Source organism: Fischerella major NIES-592 (assembly GCF_001904645.1).
Taxonomy (GTDB): domain Bacteria; phylum Cyanobacteriota; class Cyanobacteriia; order Cyanobacteriales; family Nostocaceae; genus Fischerella; species Fischerella thermalis.
The window spans coordinates 130,920-157,208 of the sequence record NZ_MRCA01000008.1 but is presented as its reverse complement, the minus strand read 5'-3'; the positions used below and the strand labels follow the sequence as shown (position 1 = coordinate 157,208).

Below are 26,289 nucleotides of genomic sequence, written 5' to 3'. Positions count from 1 at the left end.
TCCTCGCGTTTGTACAATAGTGGTTGGTGGTTAATATTTTTCCCATTACCCATTCCCTATTGCTACTAACCACTAACTACCAACTACTCGGACTTTGTCACCATCTTTGAGATATCCAGCACCGTCAACTACGACGCGATCGCCTGTTTGCAAACCAGCTTTGATTTCCACTTTGCCACCGTTGAGGATTTCCCCTAGTTCTACTTTTTGAGCGCGAACCGTGTCTTCACCCAATAAGGTGAATGCGATCGCACTTCCATCGGGTTGGGGTAGGATTGCTTTTTGTGGCACTACCACACCTGTGGTTGTATTAGTTGTGACTGCTGCCCGGGCAAACATTCCTGGTTTTAACAAGTTTGTCGGTGGTAGGTCAATTTTTACTGTTGCTTTCCGGCTTTGGTCGTTAACTATCGGTTCAATTTCTCGTACCTGTCCTTGTAAACGTACGCGTTTATCAGCATCCGAGGTAACTTCTACTGCTGCACCAACTTTTACCTGTGGTAGTTGCACAGCTGGAACTTCTGCTTGGAGTTCCAACTTGCCTTCCCGAATAATAGAAAACAATTTTTGTGTCCCACCCACCACATTTCCAACTTGAGTTTGGGGTGGTACACCAGTGACATCCCCGACTCTAGCCAGTTTCTCGGCAATTGTTCCCGATACAGGCGCACGCACCAGAGTTTGTGCCAGTTGAGTTTTCAACTGTTGGAGTTTGGCAGCATTACTTCTAACATTGGCTTGGGCGCTGTTAATGCCTGCTTGGGCGCTGTTAATATTTGCTTGGGCACTGCTGACATCTGCTTCGGCACTGCGAACATTTTCTTCGGCTACCCTGACTGCTTCTTTGGCAGTTTTCAAGGTAGTCTCCCGTGTTTCCAATTCTTGCTTGCTGATCGCACCATCGTTAGCAAGTCGTTGATAGCGCTGATAATTTCTTTGTGCTTCTTCTAACTTCGCCTTGGCTTGCGCTAAATCTGCTCGTTTTTGTTGCACTACTGCTTCAAAGGAAGCAACATCCGCTTTTTTAGCTTCCAGATTTGCCTGATTAGAAGCCACATCTGCTTGTCTCGATTCTATATCTGCTTTTGCTTGGCTAATTTGGGCTTGCAGTAGGGAATCATTCAAAACTGCCAGTAATTGACCGGCTTTGACTGTATCTCCTTCATTAACTAGTACCTGTTTGATTTGTAGACCGTTTGTCTGTGGTAAAACTGGGATTAAATCTCGTGCTGCCACTGTACCAGTGGTGCTGAGAGTGCGGGCTATACTGTTAGCTTCTGCTGAGACTACGGTAACTGTCATGGTTGGGGCAACTTGCCGTGTAGATTTTGTAACAGCATTTTTGCTGGGAGTCTGACGGTTACTTACAACACCCATCCCCAAAAAAGCGATCGCCACTCCCAAGCCAGTACCAAGTAACAACGGTAGCAGCCAAGGACTTCGCCTCTTCAGTTTTTTCCCTTCCCAGTCAGCATCTTCAACTTTCACTGACTGTTCTGTCCCCAGTTCCGAATAACTCTCCTTGCCCACTGTCTTGCCTCCACTTCCTGCCTGATTATCACTAAGCAGTTGTGCTTAAAAAAGTTTTAAGTAAGTTAATGTATATTTACTATGACCTATTTTTTCTATATTTTGCCAAAGTAAAAAATGGGTGATTAATAGCAGTACGTCCCTGTAGGGTATATATGCAAAATATAGTAATTTAATATACAAGTATACAGTTTTGCATCTTGTGGAAAGCATAACCTGTCTGTTGGTAGACCAATAAATGTTGATTATGTAAAGTCAAAAAAAAGCTTGCCATCATCTCAGATTAAGCAGTGATAATAACTACAAGGAGACACAAGCATTGCGCTGAATTTCGTATAATGCCCAGGTGTTTGGCTAGTTTGATATCAACGCGTAAATAATTTAGTTGTCCGACTAATTGCTTATGATATAAAGCTTGGATCTTGAGCATTGGGCATGTTGAAAAAATAACTCATGATCACCAATTACCCATTACCCATTACCCATCACCAATTACCGACCCCGACGGATAATAGTAAGTGTTCCAGCGGACATTATAATATGAGTAACTAGTATGTTCAATGCTACAGAAATATTAATAGATGCCTTTGTAAGGCAAATTCGAGAAGGCTACCGTCGTACCTATGGCTGCTTAAAAACCGATTATCAAGACATAATTGCTTGGGCGGGGAACATGGCTTTAGAAAACATTGCCAACAGCGACGCCCTGTATCACAATGTAGAACATTCAATTCTCGTTACGTTGGTAGGACAAGAAATTTTACGCGGCAAACACATTCGCGAAGGAGGTGTTTCCAGTGAAGACTGGTTGCACTTTATTATCTCCTTACTATGTCATGATATTGGCTATGTTAAAGGAGTGTGCCGAGAAGACCGTGAGGAAGAAGGCTTGTATGCTACAGGTAAAGATAACAGAATGATTTCTCTTCCCCCTGGAGCTTCTGACGCCAGCTTAACACCTTATCATGTGGATAGAGCCAAACTTTTTATTGATGAACGTTTTGGCGGTCACAAATTAATAGATTCGGAAGTTATTAAAACCAATATTGAATTGACTCGCTTTCCCGTACCTGCTGCTGAGGATCATCAATGCACAAGTAGCTATGCAGGTTTGGTTCGTGCAGCTGATTTAATCGGACAATTAAGTGACCCCCGCTATTTGAAAAAAATTACTTCTTTGTTTTACGAATTTGAAGAAACAGGGATGAATAAGGTTTTAGGGTATCAAACACCTGCCGATTTACGCAAAAATTACGCCAAGTTCTACTGGCATGGAGTTTACCCCTATATCCGAGAAGCACTACGTTACCTGACTCTGACACAGCAAGGCAAACAAATTATTGCCAATCTTCACTCCAATGTTTTTGTCGTGGAACATGAAGTTCCTCAAGATGAAAAGTTATATTTTGTTGATATAGTCAACAGTCAAGAGTCCATAGTCAAGAGTCCATAGTATTTTAAATAGACCATTGACTATTGACCATTTACCATTGACCATTGACTAACTATGAACTGGTGGCAAAGATTAAAGAAAAATCCTTTGGCGCGATTTGGGGCAATTTTGCTCTTAGTATTTTATGTAGCAGTAATTGCTGCTGATTTTGTTGCTCCCTATGACCCTTATATTCCGCAAGCAAGTGGTTCCCTGTTGCCGCCGACCAGAATTTACTGGTTTTCGACTTCAGGGCAGTTTATTGGGCCTCATGTTTATCCTACAACTCAAGGAGACACAAATTTAGAAACGGGCGATCGCGAACTGATTGTAGATAAAACAAAACCTTCGCCTTTGCGTTTATTTGTGCAAGGTCCAGAATACCACCTTTTACGGTTGAGCTTACCCTTACCTCCCAACTGGGATGAGGTGACTATTTTTGCGGGAATTCCTTTAAATTGGCATTTATTTGGTACTACTGGCGAAGCTAAAATCAACCTGCTGGGTACTGACGATCAAGGACGCGATCAATTTAGTCGCTTATTGCATGGAGGTCGTATCAGTTTATTTATTGGGATTGTCGGAGTAGCCCTGACTTTTCCTCTAGGGATGATTATTGGCGGTATTTCTGGTTATTTCGGTGGCTGGATTGATGCTGTGATCATGCGCTTAGCCGAAGTACTGATGACGTTTCCCAGCATATATTTATTAGTCACCTTGGGTGCAGTATTACCACCAGGATTAAGCAGTACGCAGCGATTTTTGTTAATTGTATGTATTACGTCGTTTATTAGTTGGGCTGGGTTAGCGCGAGTGATTCGTGGTCAAGTCTTATCCATCAAAGAACGTGAATTTGTGCAAGCAGCACGGGCGATGGGTGCTAAGCCATTTTATATCATCACTCGCCACGTTTTACCCCAAACCGCAACCTATATTATCATCTCTGCCACCCTGGCAGTTCCCAGTTTTATCGGCGCAGAAGCCGTACTAAGTTTGATTGGACTAGGAATTCAGCAACCAGATCCTTCTTGGGGGAATATGCTTTCCCTGGCAACTAATGCTTCCATCTTAGTACTACAACCCTGGTTGATCTGGCCACCAGCGTTGGTAATTGTCTTGACAGTTTTAGCGTTCAACTTGCTGGGTGACGGACTCAGAGATGCCCTTGATCCTCGCAGTTTGGAAAGGTGAGAAACAGTTATCAGTTATCAGTTACCAGCTAACTGTTAACTGTTTTGACCGATGTAATAGCGGCATTGTAAACAAACCCCATGCCAAACCTGTAACCAACCCAAACAAAGTTACAACATAATTGTTAAAACTCCACCACCCCAACACCTCGGCAGCTAACTCCAATGGATAAGCCATCATTAACACACTAGCAAGTGCTGCACCACTCCAACCATATTGGTACAGCCAGTAAAAACCTTGACCACCAGTCACCCCAAGTAACAATCTAGTCAGCAATAAACCAGTTACTGTCCCGTAGCAACGCATACATACAGCCATGAGAAACGGTGATGCTAACATCATCCCCATTTCCGGTTGTGGGCATACATGACGACCCATAAAATAAATAATTTCCGCAATTCCAGGTAAAATCAACAACCCAGAAGCTGCCAGAAAAGGCGCAGCCAGTGGCCCTACCACCATCCCCAACAATAGAAAATCAGCAATAAAACTTACCCAATTAATCCTGAAGCTTCTACCAAAAACAACTCCTTGCATCTCTCTTTCCTTCGAGTCCTTCGTGTCCTTCGCGGTTCGTTTTTATCATAAAACTTAACAAATACAAAACTGTCCAGTTTAAAGAATAAAAAATAGGGGAAAAATTAAAGGCAAAAGCTAATCACCTTTTCCTTTTCCCCTTCTCCTTTCCCTACTTTCCTACCCCATCTTGGCGGTGTAAGGACTTGTCAATTTATCCAACTGCTTAGTCAACAAACTCAGGAATAATCCGACATCTGTGACCACACCGACTGATTCAACTGAGCCCCTGTCGCTTAACTTTGTCACCACTGCTGGGTTGATATCGACACACACCATCTTCACACCCGCAGGCGTCATATTACCTACACCAATAGAATGCAGCATTGATGACAACATCAAAATCATCTCTGCACCTTTGAGTAGTTCGGCGTATTTTGCTTGTGCTTTAATCAAATCCATTTCGGTATCAGGTAAGGGGCCATCATCCCGAATTGAACCTGCTAAACAGAAAGGCACATTATTTTTCACGCACTCATACATGACGCCACTCTTAATGATTCCAGCTTCTACAGCTTTGGCAATACTACCGTAACGCCGAATTGTATTGATGACCTTCAAATGGTGGCGGTGTCCACCGCGAACTGCTACACCCCGCTTCATATCGACACCAAGGGAAGTACCCATGATTGATTGTTCGATGTCGTGGACAGCGATCGCATTTCCTCCCAAAAGTGCCTGTATGTATCCTTCGTGAATCAGCCGTGATAGGTGTTCGCCACCACCAGTATGAATTACCACTGGCCCGGCTGTGACAACAACTTTACCACCAGCATCGCGAATCTTACGTAATTCCCAAGCCACCTGTTCCACGACTAATTCCACGCGGCGTTCGCTGGAAACCCCTGAGGACATAAAGCTGAATTCTTCAGCATTGCGTTTTTCCCGCGATTCTGTTTTGCGAATAGTGCGGATACCTTGCACATCCACAACCACCTGTTCCCCAACTTCCAAGTCTCGTAGAATTTTACACTGCGCTACTAAACCTTGGGGAGTTTGGGAAATAGCGATCGCTCCATCCATGCGCTGATTCTGTACTATCACCCACTCACCATTAATCCGCACCTCGGTGGGATAAATCGTGCTGACATAGAAGTCATCAGGAGCAACACCAGGAATGGTAACAGGCTCTAGTTTGACATCTTGTTCATCTTGTGGTAGGTCTACTGCGCCCAAATCAATGAGTTGGGAAATAATTTCTTCCATCACCTCATGGGAAGGTGCAGATACCTTCACCTCTGCGGCTGAGGTGCTTTGTCTTTGTTCTCCCAAGTTAAAGTTCAAAACTTGGAAGCTACCGCCGTTATCTACGATTAAATCCAAAGCACGGTTAATTAAACCAGCATCAAGCAAGTGTCCTTCCATGCGCAGGATGCGGCTTTCCACTGACACATTAGCATGAAGTTCTTCTCTGACTGGTTCTGTAACCCGTAGAGTCAAACATTTTGCTGCACCACCCGCCTTGAGAAATTCCGTCAGCGGCGTTTCAATAATTTCAAAACCGACATCAGCCAAACGCTCTTTGAGAGGATTGCTTGCTTTATTCATGATCACGATACGATCCACATTCACCGCATTGCAGGCGAAATTCACCGCATCAGCTTCATCAATCGCTATCCGCTTTTCTGGTGCTACTCGCATTTCAATCAGACGGTTGGAGTAGGAATCAAAAGCCGCAGGATAGTAAAGCAAATAACCATCTGTTAACGGACAAAAACAAGTGTCTAAGTGATAGAAGCGATCGTCTATCAAACGTAGGGATAACACCTCAATATCCAGCCATTTTGCCAGATAGGGATGAGAATCTAATTCTGAACGGAAGCCGTATCCCGCCCATAACCAGCGTCCTTCCCGATCTAACAGTGCGTCACCTGCTCCTTCAAACGGTAAGTCTTTGGGTAGTTCATAGACTTTGTAGCCGTTTTCCTCAAACCATTGCTTGAAATACGGTTCTTCTCCTTGACGCTCTTTATGCAAAAAGCGACTTAAAACTACTGTATCTCCCAATACCAGACCAGCATTAGCCGTGAATACCATATCTGGCCAACCTTTTTGGGGTGGCACTAAATCTACGATCGCATGTTCTTTGAGAATGTGGTAAAGTTGATGCCACTGCTGCACGGCGCGATCGCGCGATGACTTATGAATATTCCCCTCCATCCAGGGATTAATCACATAGTCCACATCGTAGTGGTCAGGCGGACACATCAAATAGCGAATCTGGGAAGTCATAAAAATATCACAAGCGTATAGATGCGGTGGTCTCTCTTGAATACTAGTTGTTGATGAACCGATTCTGCAAAAATTGATACTAAATTTATACCTTTTGATAGTTGAACACTATCAAAAAGCTTCTTTCTTTTTTATAGACCCGTAGACACACAAGATAAGTTTTTAATACCCAAATATTGAGTGAGCAAAATCAAGAATTAATGAGTATTATCCGTATTTAGTCATTTAAACAGCCAAAATTCCTCGCAGCTAGACAGCTAAACTGAGTACAGAAAAATCAGAAATACAAGAAAAAATAGCTTTGTTTCCCCCTTGTCTCCCTTGTCCTCCTTGTCCTCCTTCCCTTGTCCCTCAACTCAATTGGTGTTCTAGAAAGTATTGAACGATATGATGTTGGAAGTGAAAAGATATTCTTAAATGCTGCTGCTAATCCAAGTTATTGTGTGTGTATTACTAGTAATTATCGTGGGTACTTGGTTATCGCGGAGTGCCGATATGATTGCTGAAAAGACGGGGTTAGGACGTAGTTGGGTAGGTGCTATTTTACTTGCTGGTGCCACTTCCTTACCAGAGTTGGCAGTTGGTATCAGCGCAGTAGTTGTATTTAACGCGCCGGATTTGGCAGCAGGTGGTATATTTGGCAGTTGCTTGTTTAACCTGTTTATTTTAGCGTTGTTAGATATTGTGACTGGCCCAGATCCATTGTTGCGACGAGCGCAAATCAGCCATGTTCTAGCAGCAGGGTTGGGATCTATATTGCTCGGTATTGCAGCAGTTGGGATCTTGCTAGCTCAAAGAAACAACAATTTGATCCTCGGCTGGGTTGGTATGCCTAGCATTGTGTTGCTTGTACTGTATTTAGTTAGCGCCCGCATCATTGCTCAATTTGAGTTACGACGTCGTGCAGAAGTATTGGAACAGGAAGTGGAAGTTTTTCAATACGAACATATCAGCCGCCAGCAATCATATCTAATGTTTGCTTTGCTAGCATTGGCGATTGTGGTATTGGGAGTGTGGCTAGCATCATTGGGCGATCGCATTGCCACAGTCACAGGCTCAGGTCAAAGTTTTATTGGAGCATTATTACTAGCAGCCACTACCTCATTACCGGAAGTCGTTACCGGAGTCGCAGCAGTTCGACTTAATGCAGTCGATTTAGCAGTATCAAATATATTTGGCTCGAATATTTTTAATATGGGTATCTTAAGTATCTATGACCTAACTTACTTACAAGGGGATTTGTGGTCAAACATCAGTTCTGTGCATATCTTCACTGCAATTGTAGCAATGATGATGACTTCGGTGGCGATCGTTGGGCTGATTTACCGTGCTGCACGTCCGTCCAGAATATATATTACCTGGGATGGAATGGCATTGATATTGCTATACATTGGCGGAATGTATGTTATTTATCGCAGTTAATTGGGCATCCTCATTTTTACCGTGGAGTAGCTGTAGGATTGGTAGTTTTTTCTTTAGCCCGATTATCGGCAGCTTGTTTAAATAATGGTTCAATTTTATTGCGCCAATATTCAATATTAGGTAATTTTTCTGGCTGATCTTTGTAAGCCAAAACTTTATCCCATTGCCCATTATCCAGTGCCTTATTTATATCATTGAATAAAGCTTCTGATTTTTTCCAATCTTGCTGCCATTGGGTAATCATTTCTGCTGTTTCTTTAAAATCAGACGCATTTAAAGGTATAGATTTCACAAGTGCGATCGCCCTGTCTAAATCTCCGGCTTCATACTCCTGTTTTGCTGCTTGTAAAAGTTCGGCAGCACTTTGATGAGAAGTTTTATTTTGTGTTTTCTCTGAATCTAATTTGGGTGATGGTGATGATGAAGGTTCTGATATTTCTGCTGGTGAAGTTTGTACATCAACAACAGGTTTTGATCTGGGAAGCGGACGACTAGCAATTACAGTATTATCATCTACTGTTTTGACTGTTAGACCTCTGTCTCGCAAACAAGCAACCCATTCTTCTTTATTCTTAATAACATCCCCATATATCCAAGCGGAATTTTTGGGGTCGATTTTTACTTCTACCCAACCGCGTTTTGTCCGCTTGCCGGTGACTTCTAACTTCTTGCCACTGCTAACAGTTTCTAGGATATTACCATTAGCGATCGCACTGGGTTGATAACGGAGATTGGCTTTGTTAGCCCCAATCTCAACAAAGCAGTTATTTGCACTAGCGTCATTACTCCCAGAAAAACTAGTAGTGAAATTTTGGACATTTTTGACTACAGCTGGGGCGACAGCCGCCGCACTACCTGCTAAAACCACCAGAATACACAGCTGTAGTAAATCAGGGCTATGAGAACCTCTGGGAATAGCCGTATGCTGGGGGGCTGCTGGTTTTTTTAAAACTGCATGATTTACAGGTGCAACAGCGAGAGTTTTTTGCTGAGACTGAACCGATGGAGATTTGATCAGTTGGTAGCTAGAATTTCTGGGGTTGGCTACAGGCTGAGAATGCATACCAAGGGAATGCAATGCTTGCAGTGCTTCTGTGGCGGTTTGGTAGCGATCTTTAAAATGATAGCGTACCATCTTGTTTAACACTGCTGCGAAATTTTGGTTGACAGGTACTAAATCCTGCCAAAGAATTTCGCCTGTATGAGTATCCTCTTGTAAATCTATTGGTGCTACTCCCGTCAGCGCTTGAATAGCAATAATACCCAAAGCATAAATATCACTGTTAGGACGGGGTTTACCTTGCCCTTGTTCTGTAGGCATGTAACCAGGAGTGCCGATCGCCACTGTGGCTGAGAAGCCCCCACCACCGAATGCTGGGGCATATTCGGAAGCAGAACGTAACTTTTTGACAGCGCCAAAGTCTACTAAAACTAATTTATTGTCAGAGGCACGACGTATGATGTTGTCTGGCTTGATATCGCGGTGAATTACCCCTTGGCTGTGAACAAATTCCAGGATACTGAGAACTTCTATTAATAAATCAATAACTTCGCCTTCAGTCCAAGTTTCATCAGGAACTAATTCATCATTTAGAGGATGTCCTTCAATAAATTCTTGTACCAAATAAAATTCTTGATTCTCGTCAAAATAAGCCAACAGCCTGGGTATTTGGTCATGATTGCCCAGTTTTTCTAAGGTTTCGGCTTCACTGTGAAACAGTCGCTTGGCAGTGTCAAATAATGAAGGATCGGTGCTGAGTGGCTTGAGATGCTTAACCACGCAAACAGGATTACCCGGACGCTTTGTATCTTCGGCAATGTAGGTTTCTCCAAATCCCCCTGTTGCCAAAACGCGGATAACTTGGTATCGATGGTCTAGTAACTTGCCAATCATATTCCCTTTCCTCCCCAGTGCTAACACCCAGTTTTGCTGAATGGTAATAAATATCTCCAACTTTTCATCGATAAAATCCGCTATCTTGAGAAAAGATTTGCACGTAAAAAACTGTTTTTGAATAGATACCCATTGTTAATTTATTTTTCAATAACATTTTTTAATACCCATGCCGCCTAAAATAACCAACTCAGTCGCCTGGCAGCAGGCTGAACTCCTCATGCAACCTGCTTTCATTCGCGTTGTTGATAACATTCGCAAGCTGCTTGATCTATCTGATTGGAAAGGAACTTACCAGGATGTACTGATTTGGCCCCCAGAAACCACAGAAGACACAAAAGCAGTGGTTACGAAGCTTCTGCAAGAACTAGAAGCTGCAACGCCAGACAAAGCTGTGGAAATCAGGGAAACACTAGCTCATCTGCCAATTCCCCATCCAGGATATCATTTGTGTTTGCAGCGTCAAGAGCAAGAAGTTAGCGTAGATTTATGGGAATTATGTTACCAAGTTTGTTTCCTTGATTACAATCTGCCCAACAATGATGTAGTTGAGATTGATACTAGTTTAATTGATGAGATGGGTGATGTGGATTGGCAACGTTTAGATAACAAAGCCAAGCAGTTAGTTGAACAGGTGTTTGCTTCTTTACCCGAAAATTAAGGGGTAAGAGGTAACAGGTAATAATTAGTTACTATTTATTCTCCCCACACCCCACCCTTACAGGAAGCCGCTACGCGTCTACACACCCCTCACACCCCACTAAAACTGACGTGACCATTCACTCGGCCAGCGTTCCACCACGACTTTAGTTTGCGTAAAAAACTCAACTGCGTGATTACCTTGACCGTGTAAATCACCAAAAAAACTGTCTTTCCAACCACTAAAAGGGAAAAATGCCATCGGTGCGGCTACTCCGATGTTGATACCGATATTACCAGCCTCCGCTTCATAACGAAACTTTCGTGCGGCTGCGCCACTGCTGGTAAACAAACAAGCCATGTTACCATACTGACCGCTGTTGACGAGAGCGATCGCTTCATCAATAGTATTCACATGGATTAAACTCAGTACTGGGCCAAAAATTTCGGTTTTGGCAACTTCACTAGCCGGATCGACGTTTTGCAAAATTGTCGGACGGACAAAATACCCCTTCTCATACCCCAAAATATTTGGTTGGCGTCCATCTACTAGCAACGTCGCACCACTGTCTGCGCCTTTTTGAATTAACCCTTCAATTCGTTCTTTACTTTGGGTAGAAATCACTGGCCCCATCTCCACACCCTGTTCCAAACCATTACCTACCACCCGCTTTTTAGCAGTTTCCGCGATCGCTTCTGTAAAAGTGTGTCGTGCTTCCCCTACCGTTATAGCGATCGATGCTGCCAAACAACGTTGTCCTGCACAACCAAAAGCACTATCAGCCGCAATGCGTCTGGTCATTTCCATATCTGCATCAGGCAAAACAATTATCGGATTTTTCGCACCACCTTGGCATTGGACACGCTTGCCGTTTGCTGCTGCCCGACTATAAATATACTTAGCTACAGGCGTAGAACCAACAAAACTAATTGCCCGAATTTGGGGATGATCCAAAATAGCATCTACAGCTTGTTTCGCCCCATTCACCAGATTGATCACACCCTTAGGTAAGCCAATTTCATCTAACAACTGGAAAATTTTTTGCATCGTCAAGGGCACTTTTTCCGAAGGCTTAACAATATAAGTATTCCCGCAAGCGATCGCATAGGGCATAAACCAAAATGGAATCATCCCCGGAAAATTGAACGGCCCAATCACCGCACAGACTCCCAGTGGTTGACGAATCATCATCTCATCAATTCCCCGGGCGATATCCTCCAGGTTTGTCCCCTGCATCATCATCGGAATACCGCAAGCGACTTCGACATTTTCAATGGCGCGGCGCATTTCACCCTTCGACTCAGCCAAAGTCTTTCCACATTCTTGAGTTATAGTACGGGCTAAATCTTCAAAGTTTTCTTCTAATAAATTCTTGAGTTTAAATAAATACTGTACCCGTTCCGTAGGTGGAGTTCGCCGCCATGTGACAAAAGCTGCGGCGGCGACTTCCGTTGCTTGATTGACCTCCGATGCAGTTGATAGGGGGACTTTCGCCAATACTTCTGTCGTCGCCGGGTTAATCACATCGAGAAACTCTGTAGCATTAGATGCACACCATTCACCGTTGATGTAATTAGGTAATGTGATAGTTGTTGTCATTAGCCAGATATTTTATTCCCAAAATAAAAATTCAAGAGTATGAATATCTTAGTCTTTCCAAAACTCCCTTGTTTGTAATGAGATATTTCTCACTAACATAACAGCAAACCCATAATCCATCGGTGTTAATCGGTGTTAATCGGTGTACCTTACGGAAGCCGCTACGCGTCTACGTTCACTTCTTCATCCCTCCTTGTGAGCAATTGCCCATGAGGATCTAGGATGAAAATACTTGGTGACTTTGGGTCTTGGTGGTAAAAAATCTTGAACCACCAAGACACCAAGACACAAAGAGTTTTCATATGTTCTGGTGTACGTAGCTACCTTTTTGGTAACAGAGGAAAATAACGAGATCTTAACGAAATTTTTACCTATATTAGTGACAATTATCACCAGTCAATATAGGAACTAAGCAGGATGAATCATAATGGAAAACACACAGCAAATCCGGACTCTATCAGTTGATATTGGTGGTAGTGGTGTCAAAGTCATTGTTTTAGATATTACAGGCAATCCTTTAACCCAAAGGTCACGTTTGGAAACACCCCAACCTGCCAAACCATTATCTGTAATTAGTGCGATCGCAACTTTAGCTTCGACTCAAGGTGAATTTGATCGGGTTTCGGTGGGTTTTCCTGGTGTGGTACGCAATGGTGTCACCCAAACAGCTGTAAATTTAGACGCAGATTGGATTGGCTTTGATTTGGCAGGTGTGTTATCACAACGCTTGGGTAAACCTGTACGAGTTGTTAACGACGCCGATATGCAGGGCTTGGGAGCAATCCAAGGTAAGGGTGTAGAGATGGTGATTACTTTGGGGACTTGGTTTGGTTCAGCTTTATTTGTGGATGGAAGATTAGTGCCAAATTTGGAAATGGGACATCATCCTTTCCGCAAAGGCGAAACTTACGAACAACAGCTAGGAAGAGTAGCATTAGAAAAAGTCGGCAATGACAAATGGAACAGGCGTTTACTCAAGGCGATCGCAACTCTGCAACATCTATTTAATTATGATTATCTGTATATCGGTGGCGGTGAAGCAACGAGGATCAAAATTCAGTTGCCGACAAATGTAAAAATTATTCCCAATATTACTGGTTTATTGGGTGGAATTGCTTTGTGGCGCGATTAATTGCTGATCAGTCTGTTGTTGATATATAGTCAACAAACGTTGTGATGCCGGAAAAACAGAAAAAGCAGATCTTTTCGATTAAGAAAAGGTTAATTTTAGGTTATGATTAACATCGGATTTTACTTACATAACTAACAGGGCTATTGCATAACTCAGAGAATGTTCAAGTAGGAGCCAGAGTATTAATTCTCGAACCAGCCTATGTGGCTGGCAAAATGGGAGTTGTTTTTTGTCCTGAACAACTTTCTGATGATAAACCAAGCGATCGCTGGCTGATTAAAGTAGATGATGAAAATATTTTGGTGTCGTTGACTTGTCATGAATTTCGGGTAATTGATTAACCGAGAATAACGCGATCGCGTCCCTTTCTTTTGGCTTGGTAAAGTGCTTTTTCGGCTGTATTAACTAAAATCTCAGGTTCGCTTTTCCCTTCAGGAATCATGCTAGCAACACCTAAACTCACGGTTAAAACGTTAGCTGGCAAACCACCAATACCAGGATATTCACAGGTGATAGCTAAAGCTTTGATTTGTTCGCGAATCTTTTCTGCAATGTATACAGCAGTAACTGCATCCACATCCAGCAAAATCGCAAATTCTTCTCCTCCATAACGAGCCACTAATAATGAGTTATTTTCGCTACCTATATTCGGATTGCGAGAATTTTCTGCACCTAAAGCTGTGCTGACATAGGAGAGATGATTATTTACCAAAAAATGCTTAATACTCTCGTGGATAGTGCGAGCAATTTGCTGCAAACAAATATCCCCAGCGTTATTTCCGTAGGTTTTATTGTAAATTTTGAAATAATCTATATCACATAAAATCATTGATAGGGGAGTAAGTTCACGCTTCGAGCGTTGCCATTCAAGTTGCAAATATGTATGAAAATAACGGCGATTAGCTAACTGGGTTAATTCATCTATACTATAAAGAATACGTAATTTTTGGTTTTCTTTTTCCAATTCTGCCACGCGCCAATTACTGTCACTATTACTTGTATTGAGTTTTTCTCGAAAATATAGGCGAAATAATTCACATGCTACACTAACGCGATCGCCCTCCAATTTCACAAGCCCCATACTATGTAATTGATATGCCAGCCTCGGTTCTATTTTGACAGGCTCTGTAACTGTAACTACTTCCCGAAACGCATTTGCCAGTTGTGTTTCCTGTTGCAGCATGAGCATGTACTGATGCAAATAGTCTCTATAAATTCCTGTGTCTGTGGGTGCTTGTTGTAATATCTGTCCTAAATCGTTTTCTAAGCCCCCCTTACCAACCAGATGATACAATGCCAACCTAACTAGGTAAGGATGTCCCCCCACCATTGCCATTAATTTGTCAGCATCAGAGTTATCTGTCCACTCTAGTCCGTGACACTGGGCTAAATTCTGCACTTGCTCTTTTGTAAACGGTGGTAACCGCAATGGTAAACCAATATTAAATGGAGATTGAGTCACCTTGAAAGGCAAAAAAATTTCTGTAGAGTAAACCATTACCATGCGGAGTTTTTGCCAAATCTCTACTCGTTTTGCCTGTTCATACCAAGAACGCAATAATGGTAAAAATTCTGAGGCAATATCTGGATACTCAAACACCCAATCTACTTGATTCAATACCAAAACTAGGGGAGTTTTGATTGACTGTAGTAAGTATGTCTGGACATACGAAGAACAGCTAATTTTACTACCCATATCTTCATCCCAAAACTCATTGAGTTTCGGTTCTAGCTGTAACTCTCTACTCAGATTGGCACAAAACCAGCGCAAAAATTTATCAAGGTTGACAAATACTGCTTTATCTGATTGTTGAAAGTCCAGGCTCACAATTTTATAGCCAAGATTGGTTGCATGAGCCAAAATCCTTAAAACGAGGGAGCTTTTACCCATTTTTTTAGGGGCTTTGATGCAGATAACACTTCCTGGCTCAGCAATTTCTGTGTACGCTAATTCCTCAATTGGTGGGCGAGGAATGTAAAATCTAGAATCGAGAGATACTGGTCCTGTGGGAAATTCTAAGGATATTGCTGTAGCAGCACGATTGTATTCTCTAATAAACTGGTGCTGCATTCTACTGAGTTGACGTGGCTCCAGAGTTTGGCGAAAGTTTGATTTGTTAATTGGTTCTTTCCAAAAATCACTCATTAATTGCCATAAATGAGAGGCAACTTTCCTAACTCGTTCTTCTCCGTAGTGTGCTTCTAACGCTATGTTAGTGTAAGTTTTTTCTTCCCAAGAAGAACGTAATACTAATTCTTGGAGTGGTGTCAATGCATTGGGCAAGGTTGCTTTTAGTAGAAGTATTACTTCATCTATAGTCATCAGCCATCGACTCTTACTGTATATAAATTTGCTTAAAATTATTTCTTTATATTTATCGGAGTGCTAAAACATTTTACAATTTACTAGAAACAAGAGGATATTTTTATCATCGTACCAGCAGCTATGCAAATTGAAAAATCTCTTACCAGCAAAGATAGCAATAATGTTTTGAAAATAACTCATGAAATTAAGGTATACAGGCTAATTAAGAAATTTTTTATACTCCTGCCTTTTCTGACTCTGCTTTTTCCAGCTAGCTAGTCATAAACTATATATACAAACATGCATAAAAATTAAACTGACAAAAAAGGATAAATAGTATCGAAGAACGGTTAAAAGTCTCTTGATTCTTGAACCATTACCCACTTCGCACTCTTAGTTACTTTATCAAAAGTCTATTTTTCTTTCTTTTTTGTTCCTTGCTGCATCATTACTGAATATTTATGACTTTAAGTGTTACTCCTAAGCATCGAAAGTTACCAACTCAAGCAACGGGAGCCAAGATTTTCCATTGGGTTAATATCATTAGCCTATTTATTATGCTCACTAGCGGACTGCAAATTTACAATGCTAACCCTGTTTTCGGTGGACGTTCAGGTTTGCATATTCCACCGATATTTACTTTGGGTGGTTGGCTAGCAGGAGGGAGACATTGGCATTTTGCAGCGATGTGGTTATTTTCAATTAACCTTTTGTGGTATGGATTTTATGTTTTCATCACCCGTCGTTGGCGACACCGATTTGTAGGTGCTAATGACATCAAAGCATTACAAAAAACCCAAAATTCTAAACGCCTTATTTATGCTTGGCATCGCATAGTTTATACAAGTATAATTCCTATTCTGCTTTTAGCTATATTTACAGGTATAGGTATGTATAAACCTGCTCAATTTCCTTGGATTGTTGATATGTTTGGTAGTTGGCAAGGATTGAGAATTATGCACTTTTCTTCAGTACCACTCGTGATTATTTTCGTGATTGTTCATGGGTGGTTGGGAAAAAAAGCAGGTGGTTCGGAGTTAACAGATTCAATGTTTTGGTGACGCAGTGGGAGGTGGGGGACACGGGGGACAAGGAAGAAAAACCAACCACTAACCACTATTGTACAGACACGATTAATCGCGTCTCTACCTATTAACAACCAACAATCAACAATCAACAATCAATAAATTATGCCTTTAATTCATAAATTATCACGTCGTCAGTTGTTACAAATTTCTGGACTATCTGGTATCAGTTTTCTTCTTAGTGGCTGTGGTGTGCCAATATTAGAAGATGTTGTTGGTGAAGTTTCTGAACCGTTAAACCAGAAAGTAGAAACTTTATTATTTAAATCACACCAGCCTGTACCAGAATTCTCTAAGAGTCAAATTCAACCAGAAGCTTTGATCATTAATAGCTTTAGAGGTACTCCCGTTATTGATCCAAGTAAGTATCGTTTGGTTGTCGATGGTGAGGTAAATAATCCCCTTAGCCTGAGCATAGCCGAGATTCAGGCTTTGCCTATGACTGAGATGATTATTCGTCATGTGTGCGTAGAGGGTTGGGCGGCGATCGTGCAATGGGGTGGTGTACGTCTGCAAGAAATTGTAGCCCTTGTCCAACCCCAAAATAATGTCAAATATGTCTACTTTCAATCAGCAGATGGCTATTATTCTAGTTGGGATATTGCTTCCGCATTGCATCCCCAAACATTATTAGCGTACCAAAAAAATGGTGAAACTCTACCAAAAGAGAATGGTGCGCCCTTGCGTTTAGCTTCACCTATTAAACTTGGTTACAAGCAAAGTAAATGGATCACTAAAATTACTCTAGTTAGTAATTTATTTCCCTTAAAAGGCTATTGGGAAGATCAAGGTTATGAATGGTTTGCTGGACTTTAAAAACTTAAAATTAATAGACCTAAATCCCCAACTAACGAGTATAAAACTGTAGTCAATTATAATGTGTAAAAACTCTGCTTTTCTCAGGTATCCTCTGCATTTAAAAACACTTATTGTTGAGTTTTTAGTTTGAAAGTTTCATTCTAAAAAAAATAGGAAGACAGTTTTAGGAGTGGGTATTGGTTATTGGAAATAACCAACAACCAACTACTAACAAATGTAGAAACGTGCCATGGCAAGTCTCTACAACCACTAAATATTAGACATTCACCATCTCTCTTGTTTTTTCTGGTGTGTACTTATCTAAGGGTTCTTTTCCTGTTATCAATCTTGCGCCACGGTTACGAGTGAAGTAGTTCCAACCCCACTGAATCATTACTATCAGTTTGTTGTCAAATTCAATTAAGAAGTAAATATGAACTAATAACCAAAATAGCCAAGCTACAAATCCTGTAAATTTGATAAATCCTAAATCTACAACGGCTGAGTTTTGCCCGATTACTGCTAAGCTGCCTCTGTCAACATAATAAAATCGTGACAATGATGTTTGACCTTGAAGTTTTTGTTTGATGAGTGAAGCGACGTATTCTCCTTGTTGCATTGCTACGGGTGCGACGCCAGGTAAGGGTTTACTGTTTTGATGAGCAAAATGAGCTAAGTCACCAATTACAAAAATATTTGGATAGCCTTTAATACTCAAATCTGGTTCAACTATAACTCGTCCAGCGCGATCGCATTCTATTCCTGTTCTTTGCGCTAAGACTTGACCGAGTGGTGAAGCTTTGACTCCTGCTGCCCATAATACTGTTTTGGCAGCAATTTGCGATACTTGTTCACCTTGTTTAATGGTGACAAAATCATTTTCGATGTTCGTCACTAAGGTTTTTGTCTGTACTGTTACACCCAATTTCTGGAGGGATGTTTCTGCTTGTACTGATAATTCTGGGGCAAATGGTGGCAATATGCGATCTAAACCTTCAAGTAAAATAACTTGGGCTTCGGTGGTGTCGATGTTGCGGAAGTCTTCTTTCATTGTGTGATAGGCTAATTCTGCGATCGCACCTGCCAATTCCACGCCTGTAGGACCACCACCGACAATGACAAATGTTAACCAAGCACGGCGTAGTTGCGGATCGGTTTCTTTTTCCGCAGCTTCAAACGCCATAAATATACGATGACGCATTTCTATTGCATCTTCTACTGTTTTTAAACCAGGGGCAAATGATTCCCATTCATCCTTACCAAAATAGGAATGTTTCGCACCTGTAGCCACAATTAATGTATCGTAGGGTATGGTTTCATCACCCATCAAAACTTTTTGCCCTTGGGGATCGATATCATTCACTTCTCCCAATAGCACTTTTGTATTTTTACTCTTGTTTAGCACTGAACGCAGTGGTGAGGAAATATCAGCAGGTGATATCGCACCTGTTGCAACTTGATACAAAAGTGGTTGAAACAGGTGAAAATTGCGTCTATCGATGAGGGTAACATTAACATTGTCATTATTCAGTGATTTTGCGGCATAAAGTCCGCCAAAACCGCCGCCAATAATCACTACCTGGTGGGGTGGTTGGGTCTCTGTTGTGTTCGCCATAAGATTTACTTACTTTGGTTGATAGTACTGCCACTATTCTTAACAAATTTTTATAAATTTGTTCACTTGATTCTGTTTTTTAATTACATATTAATTTTTGTAAAAGTAACTAATTATACAAGTTTAAAGTAGTCAAAACTACCTTTAGATTGAGATAGCTAACCTGAGTTCGGCATAGGGAAAGGGACAGGTAGTAAGCTGAAAATAGCTTTAAATAGAGATTGGGGATCAGGGAAGAGATTCTCTGATTCGTAAATTAGGTTTCAAGACACCAAAAAATCTAATTGATTACTCTATAAACTGCACCACACCCCACTGTCCATTTGTCAACCAATCAGAATCAGATTTTGATACTTTTTCAATTACTTCTGGTTGTAAACCTGCTGCTACTTCTGATTTGAGGGTACGTAAAGCCACAATTGGCACTGGTAAATAACACACAATATCTGCAATATTGGTTGTAAAATCCCAGTGCCTATCTCCCAATAATCTACGATAATTGGCATCACCTTTAATTAGCAATAAATCAGCATCAGCTAACTCTTGTTTGAGTGATTCGGGTATTTCCCAAAAAGCTAGAGGCGATGTCCAAAAATAATCGTCACCCAGAATTAACTTCCCGGATGCAATATAAGCTTGTAACCTTTGTGCAAAATTTGTTACTTGTTGATGGCTAGATGCTGCTAAAAACTCGACTGTATCATACACATCTTTAATCATGGCGTCAGATACAAAAGTAGGGTGAGGTTTTAAGTGCAGCTTGATTTGGTCAATGACACCACTACCTAATAAAAAATCTACTAAACATAAATCACAAATTAACTCAAAGCCAGCATTATCAACTACAAAATCAACACGTTGACACGCACTAGTAACTAATAATTCTGTAACTAGACCAGCATCATCTACTAATATATGAGCTTTTTGATTTTCAATATCAAAATTACTGCGATCGCTCTCAAATGCTGACCATAAACTCAAGTCTACTCGATTGCCCCAAAGTGCGAAATATAATAGTGTAGTCAGAACACCTTGATTAGTTTTTCCTGATTTTTCACTCTCTTGCAACCATTGGGTTACTTGATAGCACAGAGTATTTATCGCATCTAGGGATGTTTTTAAACCTTGAGATTTCTGTAAATGGAACGGATCTACACCTTGCCATTCACTAGATTGAAAATAATTGGTAATATTGAGAATTAATCTGTAAAAATAAGTTTCAGCAAAAAACCAAGGAATATCTATCCAACGCTGTTCTTTGTAGGGTTCTAAATATTTTTTCCAGTCTCCGACATCAACTCCAGAATCATCTTCAAAAGGTAATAAATATCCTGATGGCAGCTGATTAGCTAAGTTTTCTAAACTTTCATTAATATTGAGTGAAAAATTGTTTTCCGCGATGACTCGACGAGCAATATCAGGCATCCTTTGAGTTACTGTAAACTCAGTAAAGGTGCCGACCTCTGAGCCTATGAGTGATGCTGGCAGTGGTAACTTGGGAATTTGCAATTTCATCACTAAAAAATTTCTCTTTCTGATAAAGTATTATAGTTGTTAGTTGTTAGTGGTTGTACCAGACGTGCCATGGCAGGTCTGTAAATTAGTTAGTAGTTAGTGGTTGTTTACTACTCCCCATCACCCCGCCTCCCCATTCCCGAATTGTTTTGAAGAAAGCCATTAAATGCAAGTTAAAGCTAAAATGCTCAATGGTTTAGCAAAAATCCATCGACAGCAAACAGAATATGAATTAGCTCTTGCTAATCACTCAGAAGTTATTCGTATTTTAGAGAAAATAGGTGCAAAATGTGATTTAGCGATCGCCTATTTGCAATTGGCTTTAACTGCTCAAAGGATCGGTTGTAAGAGTACCTATTCCCTACCCTCACGAGTTGTTCATGAATCAAATCGGATTCCTATATGAGTGTTTTGAACGGGTATGGTTATTTAACCATTGGTTGTCCAACTTGGAATCTTGATGAACTTTACAGAGAAATAGTGAGGCTATTGCACTACCAATAAATAAAGATAATGAAAGTTAATCCACGCCATAACGAGTAAAAGCGTGATTAAATAAATTATATAAATATTTTTGCTTATAAATGTGTTTTATAGCTAAATTCGTCTCAAAATATGAAACTTTTATTTGTACAAAAGTTTAAATTTTGAGTAAGAAAACCAGAATTCAGAATTTAAGACTTAGAATAATATTAAACACAGAATTATGAGTTGATTTATTTAGATATATAAATTTAATTCATGATTAATCATTGCGAAGATAGAATTATGAGCTTATCTAATTCAATCGAAGAGTTGAGGATAAAAATATATTTTCTTTATATTTTTACTTCAATTTCAGGAAAGAATACACAAAAATCTTGATAATGAATTCATAACTCCTAATTAAATTGGTCAACCAAAATTTTTTAAATACGCATTTGTATTACTAAAAAATCAAAATTCAAAACTCTTAAGATGAAATCTAAATAGGTATTTATGTCTGAGTTCTGTAATGTTCTTTGGTTAAATGCTAGTCCAAGTTTGAAGGGTTTAGACAAACCATTACTTCAATACCTATCTAAGTATGTTGTGGTGGCACGATGGGAATACTTTCAAACTAAAGACGAAGCTTGTTCCCTAGATGCAGCAGTAGCACTGCTGTACGATTTTTTAAAATCGCATGATCGCCCAGTGCATTTGGCTGGTCATGGTATGAGTGGGGCGATCGCTTTATTATTTGCCCGTCGCTATCCGCAAAAAGTGCGATCGCTATCGTTGTTGGCTGTTGCATCTCAAAGCGCAAACACCTGGCAAGCACACTATTATCAACAACGCCTCTTGTTTCCTCTCAGTCGTGAACAAGTTTTAGTAAACAGTGTGCGGACTCTGTTTGGCAATCAATCTCCAGCAAATACCAAAAAGCTACTGACTGCTCTGATCAGAGATTTAGACGAATCTCCCACACCCCATTCTCTGTTTCGATTGATTCACTTACCCAAGGGTGGGGTTTCTATGCCAATGTTCGTATGTGGTAGCAACAATGATCCAGTTGTCAGCCCACCAGAGTTGCAAGACTGGCAGAACTGGTTGAAGCCAGAAGATATACTCTGGGAATGTCCTAAAGGATATCATTTCTTTCACTACTTCTATCCGCAACAGGTAGGCGAGCAAATGTTGAGTTTTTGGCAACGCTTCACCCAGAATTCAGAAACTACTCAAAATTCCGAACTGAGCCTATCGGTGGAATAGGGACAACAGGAAAAGGAAGACAACAAGAACAAGGGAAAAAAGGGGAATTAGTTACTATCTTATTCTCCTCACACTCCACCCCCAATCCACTTAGCTACTTGAAGCTTAGTTTTGATTTAATTGCTGCAATTTTGTATCAATTCTTTGCTCTGCTGCTAATCGTTCCAAAGCATAGTCATTGAGGTCTACAAAATGCATATTAGCTACCAATGTTGGGTGAACAGCATTTATTTGCTGATATATTTCTTGGGCAACTGTACGGTAGGAAGGATGTCCTTGTCGCGAACTTCGTAATTCCACAAGATGATAAACTTCCCGGAGATTCAACTTAATTCGCCAGCGCACTCGATAGGCGAAAGGTACAACATATTGTGCTGCGTCTGGTAAGTCTTGACTAATCAACTCGGTTGTTTCGGCTGCGTATTCCAAAGCTTTGCGATAGGTTTGGGCAAGGTTTGCTTCTTCCAGTTCTGTTGGTATTACGTACCCATGACGAACACAGTAGTGTTGACGTTCTTGGGTGAGAACACGATGTCGATGTAGATCACGGTACGCACCAATATCAGCTAGTACATCAAATGTGTAGTAGGTCTGCTCAAAAGCACGTCCCGGTCGATGAAATCGCGACTCGCGATCGCCTACATAGGTGTTGATAATTTCTACTCGCTCTTGGGTAGATAAACCAATAACATATTCTTGAATTTGCTCCCATGTCAAATCAGTGTGAGGATAAAGGATGGCTGCAACAATCTTGACCTCAGCATCTGGATCGTACTCGACTAACTGCACAGTTGAGCTTGCTGCTGGCTGAATTTGCCCTAAATGTTGTTGTACCAAATATTTTGTACGGTTCCAATTTGTTGATATGTAACGGGAATATTGAGCGCCTCGTTCAGTTTTAGCGCGCTTGACAAATGAAGGTATGATTTGATCTAGTTCTTGTTGCATAGAAGCCCCAAGAATACGCACTTCTGGATGAGGTGAAGCAGCAAGCTTGACTAGCAAATACTCAAATGCCCGTCCGTTACCAAACAATCCAACATTAGTTAGAGTTGCCATTGGTAGTAAACCACGCAACAAGTCCAAAGTTTTAGCTTTTGTTGCATTGTTATATGCTCGCTCGGAAGTAGTCCTATCTTTAGGGGTACGCTCTTGTACCCAACTCAACAAAGGCTCAATTAAATTGGTGTAAGTGTCGAATAAATGATCTAATGTTGCCTCATAACGCTGTGCATGACTTGATGCCATAATTGACGGTTCGCGATAGTAGCGGTAGCGTCCGTTGATTTTGCGATTAAAAGGAACATATCTTGTTGACTTTTCTAATGGAGAAATTCCTAAACGGCTGTCTTCAAGAGCTTTTGCTGCAATATTACTAATTCCTTCACAAGCAATGTGTGCGCCTCCTAGTTCTGCTACTGAGTCATCACCATAACCAATCAACACGCGATCGTAAAAAGCCTCTGCTTGTTGAATCGCCACTAATTGATCAGCACTATTGTCAGATCCTCCACCGACAATGCGAGTAAAACTAGCTTCTGGTGCTTTGATAAACTCATCCAGTAGAATACGCCGTAAACTTTTATCACTACGGCTATAGCGGGAGAACAATGCACCCTTGACAACCTCAGGTAAATTCCGCAAACCAAAGACAGCACGATCCGAATTTGTGATAAAAGGCTGTAGTAATAAGCTCTCCTCTTCAGTGAGCGACTCTTCCAAAAATTCTTGCATCATTTACCACCTTAGTTTAGTGCTGTCAGCTATTAGTCGCTGTTGGACACTTCACTATTATTAACGATTGAGTTCAGTGCCAGATCACCTTTGACCGTATTAAAACAGATCGGGATTGTGGGGTGATGAGCGATCGCATCTTAGAAGTCAAATAACTATGCAATAAACCTCTTGCATGAATCCTCAAAACCCCACCCCAACCCTCCCCTTACTGAGGGGAGGGAGTGAATATATTGTTTTCTGCCTTAACAAGGGGGGACTAAGGGGGGTATTTCAAATATTTGTGCAAGAGGTCTTATCATTGGCGCAGGTGAGTTCTTTCAATAAGTAAACAATGCGAATCTTACCGAGAATCCGCGTTCCTGCCACGGTAAGATTTTAGCCAAAGGAGTATCAATCCCTCGCAATTCTGATGAATGGAATGATTTTCTGAGCAGGATCACTAGCTATTTGTACCCAAACACTCATCAATCCTGATTCACTATCAAATTTGAATTCGGGTCTGTTGAGTGTATAGCCTAGCTGTTCTATATTTTGCGAGTGTTCGTTGAGGTCTTTTGCTGTGATTAAACGTCTATTTCTATCAATGTGAAAATATAGAGTTGCTTGCCATTGCTCGTAATCATTGTAAGCGCGGTCTAGAATAATTCCTAACTGTTCAAAATAACCAATAATAATGTTTGCTAACCATTGATCGTCACGAGTCGGTGTAGACCAATACTGAGGACGTTTGAGAGCTTTAATTTCCTCTTCTTTCTGAGCTAGCCGCTCCATAGCCTTTTCTAACTCTGCAATCACGTTTTTTATATATTGCTCATTCTTAGCGGCTACTCGCTCCGACTCTTCTAGTTTTGCTAAGACCTGGGCGTAGCTAGGCTTTGGATTTCTTATGTTAGCTAACCCGCTTTTGGCTTGTTCCTGATTGACAGCATTGTAAAGTTTCAAGCGATCGCTAATATTCAATGTTCTGATAAATTTAACTTTCAAAGATGCTAAGTCTTCGTGAATTCGACTATAAATTTCGATAGTATCATTCACGAAACCAAGGTTTTCATCGCGTTCTATTTGTGTAATCAAGTTTTTATAGTGAATAGATTTCACGTCAAGATCGCTCTTAAATTTATTTAATCTAGTGATAATTCTTTCATCCTTAATTTGCCTCAGTTTGGTATCTATTGATTTTTTCAACTTTTCAATACACTGTTCTATATGGGAATTTAAAATTTCTTTGATATTGAATAAAAATTTGTCTATAACAGCATCGGCAAATAACTTTTCTTCTTCTGCTTTACCTTGATAAACTTCTAACTCTGCCTTGAGATTGGCAACTGTATCTAACAATTTTTTGTTAACTGACTGCTCTAGCCGTAATCGGTTCTCAATTCCGAGTTTGATCTCTACTTCCTTGGTTAATTCAGCAATTTTCTCATCTTTGGGTTTAATAAAAGCTTCTATCTGATTGTTGGCATTGTCTTCATAGAAATGAGAACTGGCTTCATTGACTATGCCGATCGCAGCACTGCTGACAGCTACTATCCAAGCAAGTGTTTTTGCATTAGGATTTTCGCTTTTGACCGCTGTTACAGCAGCTAAGAAGGTTAAACAACCTGCGAGCGCGTTAATAATATTCCTGGGCTGTCTTAAAGAGATTTTATGTGTCATAATAATATCCCTAATCTCCTGTTTCGCCTATAAACCAAACAGCTTGAAACGGATCGTAGATAAATAAATACTTATTAGTTATGTGTATAAAAATACTTAACTACTGGACATGTTGAACCTGTTTCTAAATTTATCTGCAATGATTTTCTCCTAAAAAATCAAATTATACTCTATAAAATCCTAAACGATAGTTTTT

General features: G+C 40.7%; 20 protein-coding genes. 10 read left to right on the top strand and 10 right to left on the bottom strand.

The genetic code is table 11. The features are described 5' to 3' along the window. Positions 1–72 precede the first annotated feature (72 nt). On the bottom strand, positions 73–1,530 hold the full coding sequence (locus tag NIES592_RS15830; RefSeq protein WP_073556248.1) for an efflux RND transporter periplasmic adaptor subunit: 1,458 nt from the start codon (positions 1,528–1,530) through the stop codon (positions 73–75). A gap of 553 nt (positions 1,531–2,083) precedes the next feature. On the opposite strand from NIES592_RS15830, the gene NIES592_RS15825 reads away from it, so the two are divergent. After that, complete coding sequence (locus NIES592_RS15825) at positions 2,084–2,983, top strand: Npun_R2479 family HD domain-containing metalloprotein (RefSeq protein WP_009459144.1); 900 nt, start codon at positions 2,084–2,086, stop codon at positions 2,981–2,983. Positions 2,984–3,037: 54 nt separating this feature from the next. Then, positions 3,038–4,153 carry an ABC transporter permease gene (locus NIES592_RS15820; RefSeq protein ID WP_073556247.1) on the top strand — a complete coding sequence of 372 codons (1,116 nt, stop codon included), beginning with the start codon at positions 3,038–3,040 and terminating at the stop codon, positions 4,151–4,153. A gap of 21 nt (positions 4,154–4,174) precedes the next feature. Here the strand turns inward: NIES592_RS15820 and NIES592_RS15815 are convergent, their stop codons facing one another. After that, positions 4,175–4,690 carry a DUF2085 domain-containing protein gene (locus NIES592_RS15815; protein WP_073556246.1) on the bottom strand — a complete coding sequence of 172 codons (516 nt, stop codon included), beginning with the start codon at positions 4,688–4,690 and terminating at the stop codon, positions 4,175–4,177. A 159-nt stretch (positions 4,691–4,849) separates the two neighbouring features. Further along, positions 4,850–6,961, bottom strand: coding sequence for a bifunctional arginine dihydrolase/ornithine cyclodeaminase (gene argZ / locus NIES592_RS15810; RefSeq protein WP_073556245.1), 2,112 nt, complete (start codon positions 6,959–6,961; stop codon positions 4,850–4,852). Positions 6,962–7,378: 417 nt separating this feature from the next. On the opposite strand from argZ, the gene NIES592_RS15805 reads away from it, so the two are divergent. Then, a complete protein-coding gene (locus NIES592_RS15805) occupies positions 7,379–8,383 on the top strand; it encodes a sodium:calcium antiporter (protein WP_073556244.1) in 1,005 nt (334 codons plus the stop codon). A 16-nt stretch (positions 8,384–8,399) separates the two neighbouring features. On the opposite strand, the gene NIES592_RS15800 is transcribed toward NIES592_RS15805, so the two are convergent. Beyond that, positions 8,400–10,277: a serine/threonine-protein kinase gene (locus NIES592_RS15800; protein WP_062247021.1), complete on the bottom strand. Its 1,878-nt coding sequence runs from the start codon at positions 10,275–10,277 to the stop codon at positions 8,400–8,402. Positions 10,278–10,446: 169 nt separating this feature from the next. Here NIES592_RS15800 and NIES592_RS15795 point away from each other — a divergent pair, with 169 nt between their 5' ends. Continuing rightward, complete coding sequence (locus tag NIES592_RS15795) at positions 10,447–10,938, top strand: hypothetical protein (protein ID WP_009459150.1); 492 nt, start codon at positions 10,447–10,449, stop codon at positions 10,936–10,938. A gap of 99 nt (positions 10,939–11,037) precedes the next feature. Here the strand turns inward: NIES592_RS15795 and NIES592_RS15790 are convergent, their stop codons facing one another. Beyond that, positions 11,038–12,516, bottom strand: coding sequence for a CoA-acylating methylmalonate-semialdehyde dehydrogenase (locus tag NIES592_RS15790; protein ID WP_073556243.1), 1,479 nt, complete (start codon positions 12,514–12,516; stop codon positions 11,038–11,040). Between the two features lie 427 nt (positions 12,517–12,943). Here NIES592_RS15790 and NIES592_RS15785 point away from each other — a divergent pair, with 427 nt between their 5' ends. Both NIES592_RS15785 and NIES592_RS15780 read left to right on the top strand, forming a co-directional pair. After that, complete coding sequence (locus tag NIES592_RS15785) at positions 12,944–13,648, top strand: ROK family protein (protein WP_073556242.1); 705 nt, start codon at positions 12,944–12,946, stop codon at positions 13,646–13,648. Positions 13,649–13,791: 143 nt separating this feature from the next. Continuing rightward, positions 13,792–13,989 carry a hypothetical protein gene (locus NIES592_RS15780; protein WP_062247015.1) on the top strand — a complete coding sequence of 66 codons (198 nt, stop codon included), beginning with the start codon at positions 13,792–13,794 and terminating at the stop codon, positions 13,987–13,989. Here the strand turns inward: NIES592_RS15780 and NIES592_RS15775 are convergent. Beyond that, on the bottom strand, positions 13,986–15,971 hold the full coding sequence (locus tag NIES592_RS15775; RefSeq protein WP_062247013.1) for an AAA-like domain-containing protein: 1,986 nt from the start codon (positions 15,969–15,971) through the stop codon (positions 13,986–13,988). The two genes, NIES592_RS15780 and NIES592_RS15775, sit on opposite strands and share 4 nt — an antisense overlap. A gap of 443 nt (positions 15,972–16,414) precedes the next feature. On the opposite strand from NIES592_RS15775, the gene NIES592_RS15770 reads away from it, so the two are divergent. Both NIES592_RS15770 and NIES592_RS15765 read left to right on the top strand, forming a co-directional pair. After that, a complete protein-coding gene (locus NIES592_RS15770) occupies positions 16,415–17,014 on the top strand; it encodes a cytochrome b/b6 domain-containing protein (protein ID WP_073556241.1) in 600 nt (199 codons plus the stop codon). A 129-nt stretch (positions 17,015–17,143) separates the two neighbouring features. Next, the gene (locus NIES592_RS15765) at positions 17,144–17,854 is read left to right on the top strand and encodes a molybdopterin-dependent oxidoreductase (protein WP_073556240.1); all 711 of its coding nucleotides are present in this window, start codon (positions 17,144–17,146) and stop codon (positions 17,852–17,854) included. Between the two features lie 259 nt (positions 17,855–18,113). Here the strand turns inward: NIES592_RS15765 and NIES592_RS15760 are convergent, their stop codons facing one another. Beyond that, positions 18,114–19,451, bottom strand: a complete 1,338-nt coding sequence (locus NIES592_RS15760) for an NAD(P)/FAD-dependent oxidoreductase (protein WP_073556239.1) — start codon at positions 19,449–19,451, stop codon at positions 18,114–18,116. 288 nt (positions 19,452–19,739) lie between these two features. Further along, a complete protein-coding gene (locus NIES592_RS15755) occupies positions 19,740–20,966 on the bottom strand; it encodes a damage-control phosphatase ARMT1 family protein (RefSeq protein ID WP_073556238.1) in 1,227 nt (408 codons plus the stop codon). 166 nt (positions 20,967–21,132) lie between these two features. Here NIES592_RS15755 and NIES592_RS15750 point away from each other — a divergent pair, with 166 nt between their 5' ends. Then, positions 21,133–21,372, top strand: a complete 240-nt coding sequence (locus tag NIES592_RS15750) for a hypothetical protein (RefSeq protein WP_371915104.1) — start codon at positions 21,133–21,135, stop codon at positions 21,370–21,372. A gap of 572 nt (positions 21,373–21,944) precedes the next feature. Next, on the top strand, positions 21,945–22,697 hold the full coding sequence (locus NIES592_RS15745) for an alpha/beta fold hydrolase (RefSeq protein ID WP_009459156.1): 753 nt from the start codon (positions 21,945–21,947) through the stop codon (positions 22,695–22,697). A 105-nt stretch (positions 22,698–22,802) separates the two neighbouring features. On the opposite strand, the gene NIES592_RS15740 is transcribed toward NIES592_RS15745, so the two are convergent. Together NIES592_RS15740 and NIES592_RS15735 are read right to left on the bottom strand one after the other, a co-directional pair. Further along, positions 22,803–24,431, bottom strand: a complete 1,629-nt coding sequence (locus tag NIES592_RS15740; protein ID WP_073556282.1) for an FAD-dependent thymidylate synthase — start codon at positions 24,429–24,431, stop codon at positions 22,803–22,805. A gap of 393 nt (positions 24,432–24,824) precedes the next feature. Then, positions 24,825–26,093: a hypothetical protein gene (locus tag NIES592_RS15735; protein WP_062247004.1), complete on the bottom strand. Its 1,269-nt coding sequence runs from the start codon at positions 26,091–26,093 to the stop codon at positions 24,825–24,827. Between the last annotated feature and the right edge of the window lie 196 nt (positions 26,094–26,289).

What these genes read in the sequence shown, in the direction of transcription:
- NIES592_RS15825 (WP_009459144.1), top strand. Translation starts at nt 2,084, where the DNA reads ATGTTCAATGCTACAGAAATATTAATAGATGCCTTTGTAAGGCAAATT.
- NIES592_RS15820 (WP_073556247.1), top strand. Translation starts at nt 3,038, where the DNA reads ATGAACTGGTGGCAAAGATTAAAGAAAAATCCTTTGGCGCGATTTGGG.
- NIES592_RS15815 (WP_073556246.1), bottom strand. Translation starts at nt 4,690, where the DNA reads ATGCAAGGAGTTGTTTTTGGTAGAAGCTTCAGGATTAATTGGGTAAGT.
- argZ (WP_073556245.1), bottom strand. Translation starts at nt 6,961, where the DNA reads ATGACTTCCCAGATTCGCTATTTGATGTGTCCGCCTGACCACTACGAT.
- NIES592_RS15805 (WP_073556244.1), top strand. Translation starts at nt 7,379, where the DNA reads ATGCTGCTGCTAATCCAAGTTATTGTGTGTGTATTACTAGTAATTATC.
- NIES592_RS15800 (WP_062247021.1), bottom strand. Translation starts at nt 10,277, where the DNA reads ATGATTGGCAAGTTACTAGACCATCGATACCAAGTTATCCGCGTTTTG.
- NIES592_RS15795 (WP_009459150.1), top strand. Translation starts at nt 10,447, where the DNA reads ATGCCGCCTAAAATAACCAACTCAGTCGCCTGGCAGCAGGCTGAACTC.
- NIES592_RS15790 (WP_073556243.1), bottom strand. Translation starts at nt 12,516, where the DNA reads ATGACAACAACTATCACATTACCTAATTACATCAACGGTGAATGGTGT.
- NIES592_RS15785 (WP_073556242.1), top strand. Translation starts at nt 12,944, where the DNA reads ATGGAAAACACACAGCAAATCCGGACTCTATCAGTTGATATTGGTGGT.
- NIES592_RS15775 (WP_062247013.1), bottom strand. Translation starts at nt 15,971, where the DNA reads ATGACTATAGATGAAGTAATACTTCTACTAAAAGCAACCTTGCCCAAT.
- NIES592_RS15770 (WP_073556241.1), top strand. Translation starts at nt 16,415, where the DNA reads ATGACTTTAAGTGTTACTCCTAAGCATCGAAAGTTACCAACTCAAGCA.
- NIES592_RS15765 (WP_073556240.1), top strand. Translation starts at nt 17,144, where the DNA reads ATGCCTTTAATTCATAAATTATCACGTCGTCAGTTGTTACAAATTTCT.
- NIES592_RS15760 (WP_073556239.1), bottom strand. Translation starts at nt 19,451, where the DNA reads ATGGCGAACACAACAGAGACCCAACCACCCCACCAGGTAGTGATTATT.
- NIES592_RS15755 (WP_073556238.1), bottom strand. Translation starts at nt 20,966, where the DNA reads ATGAAATTGCAAATTCCCAAGTTACCACTGCCAGCATCACTCATAGGC.
- NIES592_RS15750 (WP_371915104.1), top strand. Translation starts at nt 21,133, where the DNA reads ATGCAAGTTAAAGCTAAAATGCTCAATGGTTTAGCAAAAATCCATCGA.
- NIES592_RS15745 (WP_009459156.1), top strand. Translation starts at nt 21,945, where the DNA reads ATGTCTGAGTTCTGTAATGTTCTTTGGTTAAATGCTAGTCCAAGTTTG.
- NIES592_RS15740 (WP_073556282.1), bottom strand. Translation starts at nt 24,431, where the DNA reads ATGCAAGAATTTTTGGAAGAGTCGCTCACTGAAGAGGAGAGCTTATTA.
- NIES592_RS15735 (WP_062247004.1), bottom strand. Translation starts at nt 26,093, where the DNA reads ATGACACATAAAATCTCTTTAAGACAGCCCAGGAATATTATTAACGCG.